General features: G+C 57.6%; 14 protein-coding genes and 1 pseudogene. 9 read left to right on the top strand and 6 right to left on the bottom strand.

The features are described from left to right. Window positions 1–117: 117 nt before the first annotated feature. Window positions 118–327, top strand: a complete 210-nt coding sequence (locus ACPPVR_RS32240; RefSeq protein ID WP_027535505.1) for a hypothetical protein — start codon at window positions 118–120, stop codon at window positions 325–327. Window positions 328–442: 115 nt separating this feature from the next. Then, window positions 443–835: a hypothetical protein gene (locus ACPPVR_RS32235; RefSeq protein WP_426610560.1), complete on the top strand. Its 393-nt coding sequence runs from the start codon at window positions 443–445 to the stop codon at window positions 833–835. Between the two features lie 43 nt (window positions 836–878). Here ACPPVR_RS32235 and ACPPVR_RS32230 read toward each other — a convergent pair whose 3' ends face one another. Continuing rightward, window positions 879–1,091: a hypothetical protein gene (locus ACPPVR_RS32230; protein WP_426610559.1), complete on the bottom strand. Its 213-nt coding sequence runs from the start codon at window positions 1,089–1,091 to the stop codon at window positions 879–881. A gap of 2,490 nt (window positions 1,092–3,581) precedes the next feature. Between ACPPVR_RS32230 and ACPPVR_RS32225 the strand changes: the two genes are divergently transcribed. After that, a complete protein-coding gene (locus tag ACPPVR_RS32225) occupies window positions 3,582–4,145 on the top strand; it encodes a hemerythrin domain-containing protein (RefSeq protein ID WP_426610558.1) in 564 nt (187 codons plus the stop codon). A gap of 888 nt (window positions 4,146–5,033) precedes the next feature. Here the strand turns inward: ACPPVR_RS32225 and ACPPVR_RS32220 are convergent. From ACPPVR_RS32220 to ACPPVR_RS32210, 3 genes are all read right to left on the bottom strand, one after another. Beyond that, complete coding sequence (locus ACPPVR_RS32220) at window positions 5,034–5,954, bottom strand: complex I NDUFA9 subunit family protein (RefSeq protein WP_426610557.1); 921 nt, start codon at window positions 5,952–5,954, stop codon at window positions 5,034–5,036. Between the two features lie 112 nt (window positions 5,955–6,066). After that, entirely contained in the window at window positions 6,067–6,819 is a 753-nt protein-coding gene (locus tag ACPPVR_RS32215; RefSeq protein WP_426610556.1) for a cupin domain-containing protein, read from the bottom strand. A gap of 82 nt (window positions 6,820–6,901) precedes the next feature. Next, entirely contained in the window at window positions 6,902–7,270 is a 369-nt protein-coding gene (locus tag ACPPVR_RS32210) for a VOC family protein (RefSeq protein ID WP_426610555.1), read from the bottom strand. Window positions 7,271–7,464: 194 nt separating this feature from the next. On the opposite strand from ACPPVR_RS32210, the pseudogene bfr reads away from it, so the two are divergent. Continuing rightward, a pseudogene (gene bfr / locus ACPPVR_RS32205) lies at window positions 7,465–7,946 on the top strand (bacterioferritin). Window positions 7,947–8,333: 387 nt separating this feature from the next. On the opposite strand, the gene ACPPVR_RS32200 reads toward bfr, so the two are convergent. Further along, window positions 8,334–9,500, bottom strand: coding sequence for a serine hydrolase (locus ACPPVR_RS32200; protein ID WP_426610554.1), 1,167 nt, complete (start codon window positions 9,498–9,500; stop codon window positions 8,334–8,336). 386 nt (window positions 9,501–9,886) lie between these two features. On the opposite strand from ACPPVR_RS32200, the gene ACPPVR_RS32195 reads away from it, so the two are divergent. Both ACPPVR_RS32195 and ACPPVR_RS32190 read left to right on the top strand, forming a co-directional pair. Next, entirely contained in the window at window positions 9,887–10,273 is a 387-nt protein-coding gene (locus tag ACPPVR_RS32195; protein ID WP_426610553.1) for an EF-hand domain-containing protein, read from the top strand. 376 nt (window positions 10,274–10,649) lie between these two features. Beyond that, window positions 10,650–11,114: a cupin domain-containing protein gene (locus ACPPVR_RS32190; protein WP_426610552.1), complete on the top strand. Its 465-nt coding sequence runs from the start codon at window positions 10,650–10,652 to the stop codon at window positions 11,112–11,114. A 1,205-nt stretch (window positions 11,115–12,319) separates the two neighbouring features. Here ACPPVR_RS32190 and ACPPVR_RS32185 read toward each other — a convergent pair. Further along, a complete protein-coding gene (locus ACPPVR_RS32185; protein WP_426610551.1) occupies window positions 12,320–13,000 on the bottom strand; it encodes a Crp/Fnr family transcriptional regulator in 681 nt (226 codons plus the stop codon). Between the two features lie 441 nt (window positions 13,001–13,441). Between ACPPVR_RS32185 and ACPPVR_RS32180 the strand changes: the two genes are divergently transcribed. The 3 genes from ACPPVR_RS32180 to ACPPVR_RS32170 all read left to right on the top strand — a co-directional run bounded on the left by ACPPVR_RS32180 (window position 13,442) and on the right by ACPPVR_RS32170 (window position 15,710). Further along, entirely contained in the window at window positions 13,442–13,621 is a 180-nt protein-coding gene (locus tag ACPPVR_RS32180) for a hypothetical protein (protein WP_426610550.1), read from the top strand. Between the two features lie 441 nt (window positions 13,622–14,062). Continuing rightward, window positions 14,063–14,968, top strand: a complete 906-nt coding sequence (locus tag ACPPVR_RS32175; RefSeq protein ID WP_426610549.1) for an ABC transporter substrate-binding protein — start codon at window positions 14,063–14,065, stop codon at window positions 14,966–14,968. A 211-nt stretch (window positions 14,969–15,179) separates the two neighbouring features. Continuing rightward, window positions 15,180–15,710, top strand: a complete 531-nt coding sequence (locus ACPPVR_RS32170) for a DUF2380 domain-containing protein (protein ID WP_426610548.1) — start codon at window positions 15,180–15,182, stop codon at window positions 15,708–15,710. The last annotated feature ends 69 nt before the right edge of the window (window positions 15,711–15,779 follow it).

The following is a 15,779-nucleotide window of genomic DNA, read 5'->3' as shown; positions in this document are numbered from 1 at the left end:
CCCGTGTATAGCGCTGCACGATTAGAGGGGCTAAGAGTTCTTGATTGGACGTTGAACTTCTAGTGAGCCCAAACAATACTAGGTCGACTGGAATAATCCTCTTCAAGGAGCGTCCCGATGCCTGACGTAAGGGAAAAGCAACGCGAAGCCCGCCGGAAGATCATTCGCCAATGGGCGAAGCTTCCGAAGGATAAACGGCAGTCTATGGAGGGCATTTCTGAGTTCGCCAGGACCGCCGCTCAGCAGAACGAGAACGCATTCGTCCGCAGTCGTCGCGATGCGTATCAGAAGATCATGGGATGGCTATTACCGCGTGCTCATCTCTGAACGACTGAGTCCTCTGCACATCCTTCGAAGGCGACACCGAAATTTCGGCAAAGTCATCGAATGTCCTGCCGTGTCCGCCCCCCCGGCAGGGCCGTCACAAAGCGACGAGATAACTGTGAAGCTGAAAGCAACCATCGTCGTCGCTGTGCTGCTAGCTGCAACGGCTGCACATGCCGAGACGATCGATCTGAAATGCTGGGCGCGGGGCCTTACGGGTGGCGAGCGCAACTCGGTCTACATAAACGGGGAACAGGTCACCGTTAATCTGGACGAGGGGACGATGCACTCTCGGACATTCGGAAGCAATTTGGCCGTCGACGTCACGGATACGCACTTGTTCTTTGAGACGGCGCTTACGCTCGGCAACATTTGGCTACATCTGTTCGACCCGACCGCTGTCTGGCAAGGTTTCATCAACCGCGTCGACGGCACGCTTAAGGCGCATAAACGCGACGGTACTGTTATCAGCGGGCACTGCCAGCTGATTAGATTGTTTCCGCACAGATAACCCTCCCAAGCACTGGACATATGCCGACAACGTCTGCCTGATTTCACGACGGGAAATCGCCTTCTTTCACCTGCATTCGATCAGCGTGGTCCGACCAGTCAGATAGTCCCTGAGTTTCGCAGAATTTCTGCTTGGCTAACTGGGTCGCCTCAGTTTTGCTGACAGCGTCAACCTCAACAGTGCACTGGCAAATTTCTTGTTCTCGACCATTCTCACCGAGCACGTCCTTCACGAAATGGACGACGAAACGTGACATCAAATTCTCCCCATTGTTGGAGCAAGAAGCGGGGCCGAGTACGCAACAAAGCGATGGAAACGCCTGAAAGCTTCTCGACAAACGACCTGGTGTCTTCAAACGAGTTCTTGGTGTAGTCGCTGTAAGCCATGGAAAGGCGCCCGGGAAGGAAAAGCTCCTGCAGCCGTGATAATAAATCCCAATTTGCGTTATTCTGGATTGGATTAGACAGCAGTGAGTCAATGTTGCGCGTCACCAATGGTTGCACCGAAAAGCTGGTTCCCGCTTGTTCGATGTTATCGGAACTCGGTGCTGGGCACTTTTACTTCGGACGTCGGCGCGTGAATGCAAAAGTAGGCGTCCCACAGCGGGATGAAGGCGGACATGCCAAACAATACCAATCAAGCATACTTGATCCCAAGGATTTCTCGCCAAGGTGGGCGAAGGGAAGACCATCCTTGAATTTCGCAAGGATGAGATTGTCTTTTCGCAGGGCGACGTGGCGGATACGGTCTCTATATTCAAAAGGCCGGGTCAAGATTGTGGTCATATCCGAGCAAGGCAAGGAAGCCGTGGTGGGCATTTTGGAGACCGGCCACGATCCAGGCAGCGTGGGGATACTCTCTGGACGAGCACTAGTGAGCTTGCGGTTTTCGCCTGGCAGTCCCGTCGGAGATCCGTTGAACGAACTCGAGAGCAACGAGTTGTCCCTCATGCCTAACCGCAAATCCATCCACTGGCCCAATGAGCGCCTATCGAGCATAGCCAGACAGGGCCAACCCAGCAGCTATGGTGCCGGCGAGTCACAGAGGACGCCACTACCGAAAGACCAGCAAGCAAGGGCGGATGCAGTCCGCACCGCAAACGCAAGAATTATGCGGTGCAATTCCCTGTGGAAGCAGCGCCTAGCGCAGAAGCGCTAGTCCCGGCCAACAGGTTGCCTGTTCAGCTGCTGGAATCAATTGCCCGATCTTCGTGACTTGGTCGTGCCGTGCCCAGAACCGGGATGATCAATGAAAGCGGTTTTGATGGCGCTTGTTATGACAATAAGGGCTCTTCTGACATCTCGGTCTCCCGCTGCTTTCGCTGGGCATATCACGCCTTAACACGTGCTATGGCTGATCGGCACCATGCGCAAGTACCGTAGTCGGCGGCAAACCGACCGATATTTTTTGTATCCATTCCAGCAGTCGCGACTTTTTCGGCGCGGTCGAAACAAACCGCGACTACGGCAGCAGCGCTGTCTTGAAGGTCGCCTAACGACAGCCATCTTAGCTTAGTCGATGAGACGCGTAGGACTTATCGACATCACGGTAGGCAACGCGACGCGCCTCGGCGCATCGCAACTTTCCCCCACGCGACGCTGCGCGTCGCAACACATCGCTACGCAACGCCCGAGCCGCGCTGGGGAAGCCCGGCGGCTCGCGCTCGTTTAGCCCGGACGGGCCCCCTCAATCGCCTGTGGCTCTGAGACGCCTACCCGCAGCCAGCCGGAGGCTGAAACCGAGGAGATCTGACAACGAGGGCGCGAGCTGTCCTACGCCGCCCGACCCGGCGGTTCATGCCGGGCGCCCCGCCTGTCCGAAGTGCAAGGCCCAGATGATGCTCGTTAGCATCGAGCCAGCACGGGCCCGGGGCGTCGACTTGCAAACGTTTGAATGCGCCGTCTGCAATCAGGTGCTTACGACCTTTGCTGCGTTTGAAGACCCGACGAAGTCCAAAGGCCTAGGACGCTGGCTTCAAGGCGATTTGCACCCGCCGAAGTAACGCCAGTCCGAGATTGACCGCAGGCACGCAGAACACGACTATCGGATCAACGTGACGGCTGAACTCGAGATCGAACTGCCGCACAACAAGATTGACGCCTTGCGTGAGCAAGAAATCCTGTAGCTACCGAACATCATTCAGCGCCTGTCCGCGCACCTTGCGCCCGACCTCGTAGCGGCTATCGAAGCTGAAGCGGTGCCGGGTAAGACCTAGGTGACCTTGCTTGTCGCTGGACCCGTCAAATTGAACCGCGCTAGCTGACCAGCGTATCGCTGCCTCTACCGGTTTGGTGCAATCCTTGCGACATAACAGTGACCGTTAGTCAAAAGGCGCGACTTCCGCTACAGCTCATGGGCGGCGGTTTTGTTCAGTCTGGGATTGTCCGGTTTACGGGCCTAATCTCGGAAATTGCTCTCCCTTTCCGGCGGGCGATTGGCTCGCGGATCGAGCAGAACCGGTCATCGTCGTCCTCTCGCATCTCACACCGCTCCTACAGCATACGCTGTGTCGCCGCCTGGCCAATGTCCGTCATAGCCCTGGTAAGGACCCAATTCCGCATCGCAATGAAATGACGCGGTGGGTCAAAGCCACCTCCCGTTCATGACGCGCCAGTAGCAAAATCGGCGACGTAGAACAGGCGGAGGGCGCATCATTGCCCCGGAGCTTGATTAAGCGCAAAGAGCTGAGGCGACTTGGGGCTAAGCTTTCTAAGCCTCTCCATCGGTCACCTTGTGGATCGCAGCAATGATTATTGAGCGCTTAAGCCAAGAGCATCGCAATATTGAGAAGCTGCTCGCCATCCTTGAGCGGGAACTTCAGGTTTTCGACCGGGGCGACCGCCCCGACTATAAGGTTATTGGCGCGGTCATTAGCTACTTCGAACTTTACCCGGAGGTTTACCACCACCCTCAGGAAGACCTGGTCTTCGCTAAGCTGAAAATTCGCGATCCCGGTGCGGCTGCGAAGGTCGGTGATCTCGCTTGCGAACACCAAAGAGGGGCCGAACGTTTGCGCCGCGTCGCTCATGCGGTCGACAGTGTTCTCGCGGATCGCGAACTCCTTCGGCAAGAAGTGCATGCCACCGTTCGTGATTTCACCGAGTACGAGCGGCGCCACATCATGATGGAAGATCGCGATTTCTTTCCTGCCGCCCTAAAGGCTCTCGAGCCTCAAGATTGGACGGAGATCGCTTCGGCTATGACCAATCCTGAGGATCCGCTGTTCAGCGAGGCAGCCGAAGAGACGTTCGACGCGCTACGCGAGCGCGTCTTGCAGTTGGAACAAGAAGCCGAAGCCGAACGACATTAGTCGAGCTCATCCGCATTGCGCTGATCGGACTGGATTGTCCGAAAGTGGGCAGAAGCGTCGTTCTGGTCGCCGCTAGTAACTTCCGGTGTGCCACGAACGAACGATTGGGCGGGGCCGCCCGCCCATGAACGTGGGGTTGGATCTTGGGGCGGTCCAATCGCGTACCGCCCAATTTTCAAGTGTCCTACCTAGTTGATATAAAAGGTAGCAGGAGAAGCCAATAATGACTGACGATCAAGTCAATCTCGTCGTTCAGCACCTTTGCGAGCAATTGCACTTGGCGCTCCGATTGAAAGGACAGCGAGGCACATCCACCAAACGCCAAGGATATTGGATTTGATCCCGCCTCTGTAAGAACTGTATTGCTGACCGGGTTGCGTTCGGCGGGTGTCACGATCAACCACGAGGCAGCCGGGGCGGGCGAAGAGCCGCCGTGGTCCTAAACGCAAAACGCGAGACAGAAGCTCCCGCCAATGTCTCAGTTGGGTCGATTGTGTTGCAAAAGTCGAAAATTGAACAACCCTAGAAATCTCGCCGAAGTCGATTTCTGGACCTCTCCGCAGCTGCATTGCCTTTGAACGCCACTACGAAGGTTCGGGGTCGACTTTGGATGAAGCCATACGGTCCCTCACATCGTCGCGCGTAAGAAGCGTCAGCGGCCCTAAGAATTTTCGTTCACCACCCCAAAAAGACTTTTGCAACAATATCGGCCCATCTCAGACCTCTGCACCGCTCCGACCGTTGTCTGCTTCTGAGAGATAAGCTGACGGTCCGCGAGCTGGTCGCCACTTCGCATTTTGACCCAACTCGGACATCAGGTGGCTGAATACAGGCGGATGTAGCGCGCGACACCGTCGTCCGTTGAAGCGGATTGACCGAGGAGCCTCCTCATCCGCAATTTGACAGCATCTCCTGGAGTATTGTCTCGACCGAGTGCGGCGAAATCCCAAGTTCACCAAATCCGGGCATCTCCGGCGATGACACGGTGTCGATTTGCATCAGTTCCACTTGATTGCGCGTGAGGAGCGGACTCGGCAACATTTCGGACGCCCACGCAAGTGCATGCCAAACGGCAAGCGGGATTGGAATCAGTCGGGGCGCAAGTCCAGCCTGATGCGCAACGGCTCTGAGAAACTCCTCGTAAGTGTAGACGCGAGGACCGCCGAACTCGAAGATCTTTGAAGGCGTCTCTGCTCGCTGCATGACCCGGGCAATCGCCTCCGCCACATCTTCCACATAGGCCGGCTGCAATCTGGTCACGCCGCGGCCGAACATCGGATAGACTGGAAGCTGGCGGAGGAGCTTGAGGATGGTCGTGAGAAATGCGTCATCCGGTCCGAACATCACGGCCGGGCGGATGAAAAGTGCCTCGATGAACGCGGCCCGGACCGCCAGGTCGCCTTCGCCGCGCTTTCGGATGTACCGTGATTGCGAAGCGGCATCGGCGCCGATTCCTGAGATGTGAATGAGCCGATCGACTCCAGTACGGTGCGCTTGAGCCGCTACCCGTTGGGCGGACTCGACGTGAACGGAATGAAAAGTCTCCTGTCCGTGCTCGACGTAAAGGCTAACCGCATTTACAACGCCGTAGGCGCCGGCAAGCGCATCCGCGACTGATCGCTCGTCGTGAATGTTGGCCCCTACGGATTGAAGTTTCGGATCATCACGACCAAACAGCCTGTGCCCCTGATCCGGATGCCTTGACGCGATCCGAACGGGAAATCCGCGAGAGCGCAGATGCCGAACGATGCGGCGGCCGAGAAAGCCGGTTCCGCCGAACACGGTGACGGTGCGACCGTTCGTTGCCATCCCTTGATTTTCTCGGTGCTCAGAGACACCGTAGCATAGCCCCAGCCGAAGCTGATGTCAGGGTGATGGCCTTTCTGTCTCAGCGAGTCCCTCAGCTTCCTCAACAAAGTCGCTATTGATTCTTTGCAGGCGCGCTCGGAAGCACGGCTGCCACACCTTCCGGATTGATGTTGAAGGCCAGGAATATCAACGGCTCGTTGCCTGGGTTTCCCCATTGGTGCACGAGGGCGTACGGTTCATAGATCAAGGAACCCGGTCCCCTTGCTTCCGTCTTGCCGTCGACCGTGTTGGCCCCGGTGCCGGAGATGATGAAGTATAGAGCCGCGCCTGACCGATGGTGTGGCGGGTTGGAAGGCATCCCCGCCGGAAACGTGATTCGCGTGAGATTGAGATCATAACCGCCTGGCTTCAGGTCGGGGATCGGATCCGCTGTACGATATAACTCTCTCACGGCGGTAGGGGCCGTTTGGGCAGACCGGTCCAGGTCACCGGCGGGCGCGAGCAAGAAGTGGAGGAAAATAGATGGCCCGTTGCCGCCAGCCCTTAGCGCAGCGGTCTTTCCGCGGGCGATGAACAGCCCCTCTCCAGCGTTGAGCCTTTTGGCCCCGCCATCGAGCGCGACCTGGGTCGAACCTGACATCTGGTAGAGGATGCCGTTGGCTGCCGAGATGCCGCTCATCTCGTCCGGGTGAAGGGTGACGGTCACCGCTTTGAAATAGAGCGGCACGTCCGTGACGGTCGGCAGTTTGGTTGCGGCGATCACCGTTCGTGTGATTGCCGGTGGAGCCGGGGTGGTTTGCGCGGTCCCGGAGGCGGGAAGCGCCATCGCGCCGAGCAACAGTAGTCCGGTTGTCCTGAACTGCATGAATGCCTCCCAGGTTCAGCGGATAATCGGAGCACCATACGCTCTCCCAGCGCCTCTTGGAATGGCAGGTCGCTTTGGGCTGCTATTGGACGGAATCCGAGCGCAAAGGCCGAGCGAAACTGAGTTCGTGGCCGTCGGGGTCGATCAGGTGGAAGAAGCGCTCACCCCATTCGGCGTCGCGGGGCGCGGTAGCTGGCTGGAATCCCGCTACGAGCGCACGGTCGTAAAGTGCGTCAACATCGGCAACGTAGAAGATTACCCGCCCCCACCAGGACCAGCGCCGCTCGGCACGTTGGGCGATGAGGTTGAGATAGCTCGTCCCGGCTCGAAAGCTTGTGAATGACGACTCCTCGCCGCCATGCAGGACCTCGAACCCCAGCGCGCGGTAGAACCGGACAGCTCGTCGCATTTCGTGGGTGCCCAGTGTGACCGCACTGATCCCCTCGATCATGGACAGAACTCTCCTGTTTTTTCCCTGCGCCGTTTGTAGTCGATCCTTCTCCCTGCGAAAAGCAGGGACCCCGCTGAATGGCGAGCCGGTGCGAGGCGGCCGCGTCCGCTTTCGCGATTTTGAGCCTGCCGTGTGTGGTAAGCTAGGGCGTGGATAAATCACCCCAAAGTCGCACCCCGCGAAAGGTGCAGAGTATGAAGAGCGATAAAAACGTTATCGAATACCTCAACAAAGCGCTGCGCCACGAGCTCACCGCGGTGAACCAGTACTGGCTGCATTACCGGTTGCTCGACAATTGGGGCTACAAGGCGATCGCCAAGACATGGCGCAAGGAATCCATTGAAGAGATGCAGCATGCTGACAAGCTCATCGAACGCATTATCTTTCTCGATGGATTTCCCAATATGCAGACGCTGGAGTCCCTTCATATAGGGAAAACCGTGAAGGCGGTGCTCGATAGCGACTTGAAGGCTGAGTTGTCAGCGCACTCCCTCTACGCTGAAGCCGCGACCCATTGCCATTCGGTCAAAGATTACTGGACAGAAGCCTGTTTGAGACCCTGATGCACGATGAGGAAGAGCATATCGACTTTCTGGAAACCCAGATCGATCTCGTCACGAAGATCGGCCCCGAGCTCTATGCCCAATATCATATCGGAGAACTTGGCGAAGGCTGAGGTGTTGAGGTCGATACGTGCGAGCAGCCAAGCCAGACTCGGCCAACCATCGATAGCTCTCGCGAGCCAGATGAGGAATGTCCATTGTTGGCCCGTCTCGGACCTCCGCATCGTGCCGACCGTCGTCTGCTGCTGAGAAATAAGCTTACGGGCCGCGAGATGGCCGCCACTTCGCATTTTGACCCTGCGACGGGAAGCACGGCGCGTCATGGATGAGTTGCAACAATCCGTCTAGGTCGATTACCTCCGGCTGGCATTTACCCTAACACGGCAGGGCGAATTCAGTTCGACTTGAGAGCAGGGCCGGATCATCGAAATCATAGACGATCAGGCCCTTCGCAGGATTGTCCGTCACACTGTCGTCGAAAGGACGAGCCCGGACTTGGGTCAACTCGACGACAAACCAGCCTCGACCTCGGCGTTCAGAAGAGTGGACATAATTTTCTGTCCCACTGGCGACGCGAGGCAGCCGGCGGACAGAACCACTACGCCATTGCACGACGGAGCGTTTGCGCCGTTCTGAACCCAGCTCTCAAACCCCATCCACGAGCTGAAGCCCGGTACGCCGCCATCTTTCGACAGGACACGTCCCGCGGCGCCGGCGATATTCGGAAAGAACCATCCAATTCCGACCGTGGGGCCCTGCGCCTGCGCGCTGCAGGTGCCCATCGTACCGCATTTGCCGCGGGCCGAGCCGGTCTGCTGCTGCGTCTGCAGGATGGCGAATTCCGTTGGTGAAGGCTGCAGTTGGCCCATGTTGTAGAGCAGCCATTGAAGCATGTCCGAGGCGCTACTCACGATTGATCCGCTCCCGAACTCCATCGGTGGGCACGGCAGATAGCTCTGGTTTACGGTGAAAGCCGTCGTCCCGTCATATCCACACGCCATGCTGGGAACTTGGCTCGTATTGAACAACGCGGTGTTGCCCATGCCCAGATCCGCGCACAGCTCCGCGAGTTGCCCGTTGTACGCATTATAGACGTCGACGTAGGGGTTCTGCGGGTTGAGGCCGACGATAGCCAGGAGGGACCAGGCAAGGTTTGAATACGTGTAGCACTGGCCCGCCGGGCAGATCCAAGCCGAGTTCTGTCCACTGTTGAACCAATCGACGAGCTCGGCGAAGGTCTGCAAGTTACTGGCCGGGCAGAATTGTCCACGCGGATCGGGAGGCTCGCCATTGTCCTGCGGAAACCCCGAAGCATAAGTGACGATGTCGGCAACCGGAATCCCGCTGATTACTGCTGGCAGGGAAATCGAGGGCATGCAGGACCCAACCGTATTTCCATCATATGTGCCTTGAAGACTGTAAAAAATTCTGGATGTGAAAACTTTTGAAATGGATCCGATTTCGAACAGAGTATTTGGCAGGTTCGCAGCGCTCACGAATTTATGGCTTGAGTCCCAAACCTCAATCTTAGAGGGAGAGAAGAACTTTGCGGAGGGAACGCCGGAGCCGTCAAAATCCGTGAAGACGTATACTGCCATCGCCATGTAATCGCTGACAGCAGCGTCTATGATGCTTTGGATCGCCGAGCTTGGGTCCGATAAAGCCATGAGCGCCTCTCCCCATTACACGCTGGATCGCAAGCAAACTTTAGCGCCTTTCGTTTCGGTTGTCTTTATTATAATAGAACCGTAGAGGTTGATTATAAATGCGTGGTGAAGAGCGTCCTAAGTCCCGTGTCGGCGCTATGTCTGGGTTTGGCCGCCCTTAGCGACATATTGCACCGCCACACGACCTCGGTCGCTACTGGTGGCATAGCGGAAGTTGGCGGGCAGCCGCCATTCGAAAGGGCGACGCTCGCGACCCAGGGCGGGCCGAGGGCTACCGATCTCAATGGTCGTTTAGCTTAGCGGCAGCCTTGGCGAAAAGTGATAGGATCAATATCGCTTGGGGCGGGATTTATCGGACGGTGGTGACGCATCTGAGGAGGTTTCAAATGTACAGTCGCATCTTGGGTCTCACGACATCTGTTCTCATTCTGGCGTACGGCACCGTTGGTGCCTTTGCACAGAACCAAATGACACCCCAACCAGATCAGCAACAAATGCAATCGCATCCCATGGGCGAGGAAGGCGCGGGCACGATGGGCCACGGAGGCATGATGGGCCATATGATGGAGCACAGCATGATGGGTGGAGGCCGGATGGGACCACCCTTTATGATGCGTATGATGTTCGCCCTCATGGACGCCGACGGCGATGGGACCATCTCACTGGCGGAGTTTCAGGCAGCTCACGAACGAATTTTCAAGGCAATGGACAGCAATAAAGACGGCAAGGTTACAATGGAGGAGATGCAAGCGTTCATCCACGGGACTAGGTGATCGGTTTCCGCGCAACCTGACGAGCAAGCAGAACAGCTACCTCGTGTACGCTACTCGCCCAACGAATAGCCCGAACTGCCCACGACAAGCGGATGTTCGCCGGCTTGCGAAAGGCCGGCATGCCCGAGTTGTGACTAGGCGGCCCACCTTCCATGTCGCCTGCTGGCCCATCGCTTCACTCAGTGCGGTGCAGCGACACTTCCGGAGTTTGGGGTAGACCGGAAGTGGCTGGCAGATGGCCGAACCGACGCGATTGACCCAACTGAGACATTTGGCCCATCAAAGAGCTATGCTCACATTCCCCGAAAAAGGCGGGCGATCTTTCCTTGGTCGGTATGGCTAGGTATTGGCGTCTCGCACGTTACTGGAGGGTGAAGTGAAAGCTCAAACTGAAGCGCATGGATACGTGATGGGCGTAGCCGAGGGCGAACATCTCATTCACTACCGTAATCCTGGCAGTATCATCATTAAGGTTGATCCCATCAAAGGCTCCAAGAATTTGGCCTGCGGCACTCAGGAGGTGCCGATGGGGGCTGGCATTCCGATCCACATACACTTTGACTCGGACGAAGCTTTCTACGTTTTAGGCGGAAGCGGAACATTTATACTCAACGACGTGCGTCATCCCTTCGAGAAGGGTTCGACGATATTCATCCCGAAAAACTCGTGGCACGGGTTCGCGAACCCGGACAGTGAGCTGCTGCTCCTTTGGATCGTCACGCCCACCGGCTTGGATGCGTTCTTCCGCGAAACCTGCAATCGACCCGGCGAGCCGCGAAGGGAATTGACGCGGGAGCAAATCAACGCGATCAGTCTCAAATATGGTACAAAATACCAGTAGGCTCGACTCGATCATTTTCCCAAAAGAGCTAACACGCTCGGCCGTTTCTGCTCTAACGATGATCCCATTGGAGCGGCCCGGACGCCGTCCGTAAACCGGTGCCGGGCCTGACCAACCTCACGGGGGAAGACTCCGCGCAGGGGCTAGCTGGATTATGCTCCAGCTTCGAAATAGAAAAAAGGTGAGCGCTTCGGCCCCACGCTCGTCCCCGTTTACACTCGACGACACTTCCTCTGTTGGCCCGCTGCTGAACTTCACGCGAACCATGGCCGCGTCCGCTATCCGGTGTGTAGACCGGACCGGCCCTGAAGCAGCGTTGAAGTCGCAGTTTGACCCTCAACAGACATTTACATCTGTTCCGAGTCCTGTCGATCCCACGGGATGATGACGCGTTTGCGCCGCTGGGGAATAGTCCCGAAGGCTACGAAGCGAATTGACTAGCTATTGGTGCGAATTGCGCGCCTAATCATTGCTGGGGCGCCGCAAATGGTTTCGACCGATCACTTCCGACACGAACTACGAGCCCAGTTGGCTCGTGCGGCCACAGGCGGTCTGATAGACCTTCTGGTCAACTCGGCGGAACTCTGTCGCTCTATCGTCAATGGTGGTTCCGGGACGACTTCCTGCTGCGACGCCATGGAAGCAGAATTTATGACGGGCGATACGTTGCTTCTCGAGCGAGCCAATGGTGCGGGGATGACGGTCCGTTATCTTCTACCTCGAACCGTCGGCATCCAGATCTACCCCTCGCCAAAATCAAATTAGGCCACTGCCGTTTTTAAACTAGGCCCCTAGGGGTCATGTCAAAACAGGCCAGCGCGGAACGGTGAGGCCATCTCAAGGTAAGCAATTATGCTCGGGCCCAACAGCAAAGATGTGCAATTTGTGCGACCATCGGGATTGCTCTGTCTGGCGCTAACTCAACGCCACCAAGCAACATTTCGACTTGGGGCGTTGTGAGCGTGGCTTTGTGAGCGTGGCCACCTAGCTACTAGCGAGTTGCTTCGCAGATATTCGGCTTTATCGCCAATGTCACCTTGTGGCCCATCGCTTCCGTTGACGCGATGAAGCGACATGTCGGCTTGTAGAGGCAGACCCGAAGTTTGCCGCCGGGGGCCAAACCGACGCGAATGACCCGGAAGTCGACGGCTTTCAGCAGTGCTAAGTATCGCGCCGGAAGGAGCCCGGCTTGCGTCCCCCTCAAATCAGTCGTTCCGGTTCCTGAGATGTGGATTGTCGTGCAAGACCACGTTCAGCAGAGAGTTATGGACCTCCAACTTTCCGTTGTACTGGATAAACCCCAGCTTGCGGAACTTGTTCATGAAGGTGCTCACCCGCGACCTCGTGGTACCGACCATCTCTGCGAGCGTCTCTTGGCTTATCTTCGCTATGACAGGCATCGGCTTGCCCTCCTTGCCAAAGTTCGCCATCAGAAGGAGCAATCTTGCAAGACGCTTCTCGCTCGAATTGAAGAGTTGGTCTACCAGGTCCTCCTCGACGCGGGCGTTCCTCGCCAACAAGAACGACATGAACATCTCGGAGAACTTCGGTTCGGTCTGCAGGATTCTCACCATTGCAGCCTTATCGAGCCGCAAGATGACGCTCTCTGTAATCGCCGATACCGATGCCAACCGCAGCGGCTGGCCGGTCAAGCAGCCTTCGCCAAAGAAGTCCCCATTCCCTTGAAGGGCGACGACCGCCTCCTTGCCCTCGTCCGATACGACATAAACCTTGACCCTGCCCCTTTGGATGAAGAAGACCGAATCCGCGGGGTCGCCCTGCGAAAAGACCTTCTGATCCTTGGGGTACGTCGCCACGGTCCTTCCGCCGTCAACCGTGTTGAGGAAGACCTTTACGTTGAATGGTTGCTTCTTCGCCTTAGCCACGACGCATAGCACCTCCTGCTCGGTGAACTGATATTCTAACGCGGGCCGTACGCCGGGGAAATCCCTGATTCAGTCGACAGCCATCCGGTCCTGACAAGACGCTTCGACAAGCCAGACCGCCACGGGCTCGACCGCAAGAAAATCAACCGGGGTGTTCAATAAAGAACATCCTGCGCGACCCTTCTGTGCCCTAATGCTGCACGCATTTCATCACCTGAACATTCTCGCGATAGGGGCCCGGCCGGTCGCCGGGCTTTTTCGTTGGCGGCGGGTTGCCGGTCAGGAGACGCCAGCTTACCGAGCGGTCCGAGGGGGATGGACGCTGTTCCGAGAATGGCAGGGACCCGGACAAATCCTCTTCGGGTCCCGCCTCTTACTTTGCGGAATTGAGGCGTTAGACCCACAAGGGCCTAACGACGACATGCCAGATCGAGGCCACCCATGTGCGATCAGTGCGACAAACTCGAAGAGAAGATCTCGCACTATCGCTTATTTCTGAATCAGCGGTTCGATCCGCTCACCGAGGAGCGGATAAGGGCGCTGATCGCCGATTTGGAGAGGCAGAAAGAGACGATGCACTCTTGGGCGACTTTGCTCTCCTTGCCGGAACAAGGTTCCTAAGGCCGCGCATCCGACAGCCTTCTTCCTGCCAAGCGAAGCCTTGTATGTCGCCTGTTGGCCCTGAGCAGTCCAAGACCAGCTAGCCCACTAATGTCTGGTGTCCCGCGCAAAGCGGACTCCAACGCTGACAATTGGCCCCTTCGGGCCACGGTAACCACCCCGGCGCGGCGTCGGATACACCATCGCCACCGCCATCGCCCGCCTGGTTACCAGGGCGAGCCTTCACCGCCGTCAGGGTGATGAAGCTGTACCCGCTGGCAAAGAAGGTCGGCGACCGAAAATCGGCCAAAGCGGCTCGCCGGAGCATCGCGACCGGAGTATGATCCACCATTGCAACAAAGCATGGGAGAGACCATGCGAAGGCGGGAACTTGTCCGAGTTGTGATAGGTAGTGTACTCGCGTGGCCGTGGCTGCTGCACGCCCAGCAATCGTCACGCGCAATGCGTCATATCGGCGTGCTCGTACCCCTCAGCGAGGGCGATCACCGCGGTCTGGCAGGTATTGCGGGACTACGTGATGGATTGCGGCAATTGGGATGGATCGATGGCCGCAACCTCAGCATTGACATTCACTGGTCGAACGGCGGCAGCGCCGAGGTACAGAGAGCGGCAACTGACCTAGTGGCGCTTAGGCCCGACGTGCTCGTCGCTGTTAGCGCCACAGCCACGGGGCCAATGCTACAAGCAACCCACACATTACCCATTGTCTTTGTGAACGTCGCTGATCCAGTCGGGGCTGGATTTGTCGAACGCCTGGCCCGGCCGGGCGGCAATGCCACCGGGTTCACTTCGTTTGACTACGGTGTGGTCGGTAAATGGCTTGACCTTCTCAAGCAAACCGTCCCGGCCTTGAGGCGAGTGGTGGTGGTGCGAGATTCCACTATCGCGACGGGCATAGGTCAGCTCGGCGCTATTCAATCTATCGCGACCTCCCTCGGCATCGGATTAACCCCGGTTGGTGTGGAAGATGCGAGCGAGATTGAAGGGGTCATCAGCTCACTCGCTCGGAACGAAGACGCTGGTCTCATCGTGACGGGGAGCGCATCGGCGCTCGCGCGACGCAAGCTGTTCGTAGAATTAGCTGGCAAGTACAAGCTTCCGGCAATCTATTTCGAGCGCGCGTTCGCGGCTGAGGGCGGGCTGATGTCCTACGGCTCCGAATTTGGTGACAACTATCGTCGCGCGGCAGCGTATGTGGATCGCATCCTCAAGGGCGAGAAACCCGCCGACCTTCCGGTGCAGACGCCGACGAAGTACCACTTCGTTCTCAACCTCAAGACCGCGAAGCAGCTAGAACTCACCGTGCCTGCTTCAGTGCTCGCGATAGCGGACGAGGTCATTGAGTAGAGGAGACTGAGCTGCGGCTGTGCCGGCAGCATCTGCAATTGGCCCATCTTCACTTGGAGCCATGCAGCGGCATGTCCGGATTTAGAAGTAGACCAGAAGTGACTGGCAGCGGGCCAAATCGACGCATTACAAAGAATTAAGTCCTCCGACAGGAGGCGGAAAGAATCGATCTTCTAAGATGGCCTCCGTAGGGGGAGATCGAGGCATCGCCATGCGCCACGGCTCCGTCTTGCACGTTGTTACCACGGTCGGTCTTTTCCTGGGATCCAGCCTCATCTCAGATGCATCCGCCGCGGCCGCCGACCACGCTTTGACTGTCTCCGTCGATGATTTCATTTATCTCGACACGTCGAACGAGCCCACCGATCAGACGGCCACGCATGAAAAGCGATTGCAGGCTTTCATGACCGCGCTGCGGGACGACGTCACGGCAGACCGCCGTTTTGAGCTTGTGCCGTCCTCATGCGCATCAAATTGTCCGACCGACGGACCGGCGTTGCGCGACCGGCTGCGCGCGGCGTCACAGGCGGGTACGCAGGTCCTGATCATCGGCACCGTTCACAAGGTGAGCACGCTGGTGCAGGTAGCGGGGACTGCTGCCATCGATGCAACATCCCAGCGCGTCCTGTTCCGGAAGTACTTCCAGTTCCGCGGCGACAATGATGAGGCATGGCAGCGGGCGGAGCGCTTTGTATCGGAGGAGGTCCGAGACCGGCTGCTTGAAAGCAGATTCCATCAATAGGCTGCGCGCACGAATGTGCATGGCCTCGTGAGTCCGGTTGTGGCCCGTCGCGGACCTGCGCATCGTGTC

The sequence above is a fragment of the Bradyrhizobium sp. McL0616 genome, from assembly GCF_049993385.1.
GTDB lineage: Bacteria > Pseudomonadota > Alphaproteobacteria > Rhizobiales > Xanthobacteraceae > Bradyrhizobium.
Note: the sequence above shows the minus strand (reverse complement) of the source record. Positions and strands in the feature narration are given on the sequence as shown.

Excerpts from the sequence above, each read along its gene's own strand:
- ACPPVR_RS32240 (WP_027535505.1), top strand. The coding sequence starts at position 118 with ATGCCTGACGTAAGGGAAAAGCAACGCGAAGCCCGCCGGAAGATCATT.
- ACPPVR_RS32230 (WP_426610559.1), bottom strand. The coding sequence starts at position 1,091 with ATGTCACGTTTCGTCGTCCATTTCGTGAAGGACGTGCTCGGTGAGAAT.
- ACPPVR_RS32225 (WP_426610558.1), top strand. The coding sequence starts at position 3,582 with ATGATTATTGAGCGCTTAAGCCAAGAGCATCGCAATATTGAGAAGCTG.
- ACPPVR_RS32220 (WP_426610557.1), bottom strand. The coding sequence starts at position 5,954 with ATGGCAACGAACGGTCGCACCGTCACCGTGTTCGGCGGAACCGGCTTT.
- ACPPVR_RS32215 (WP_426610556.1), bottom strand. The coding sequence starts at position 6,819 with ATGCAGTTCAGGACAACCGGACTACTGTTGCTCGGCGCGATGGCGCTT.
- ACPPVR_RS32210 (WP_426610555.1), bottom strand. The coding sequence starts at position 7,270 with ATGATCGAGGGGATCAGTGCGGTCACACTGGGCACCCACGAAATGCGA.
- ACPPVR_RS32200 (WP_426610554.1), bottom strand. The coding sequence starts at position 9,500 with ATGGCTTTATCGGACCCAAGCTCGGCGATCCAAAGCATCATAGACGCT.
- ACPPVR_RS32195 (WP_426610553.1), top strand. The coding sequence starts at position 9,887 with ATGTACAGTCGCATCTTGGGTCTCACGACATCTGTTCTCATTCTGGCG.
- ACPPVR_RS32180 (WP_426610550.1), top strand. The coding sequence starts at position 13,442 with ATGTGCGATCAGTGCGACAAACTCGAAGAGAAGATCTCGCACTATCGC.
- ACPPVR_RS32175 (WP_426610549.1), top strand. The coding sequence starts at position 14,063 with ATGCGTCATATCGGCGTGCTCGTACCCCTCAGCGAGGGCGATCACCGC.
- ACPPVR_RS32170 (WP_426610548.1), top strand. The coding sequence starts at position 15,180 with ATGCGCCACGGCTCCGTCTTGCACGTTGTTACCACGGTCGGTCTTTTC.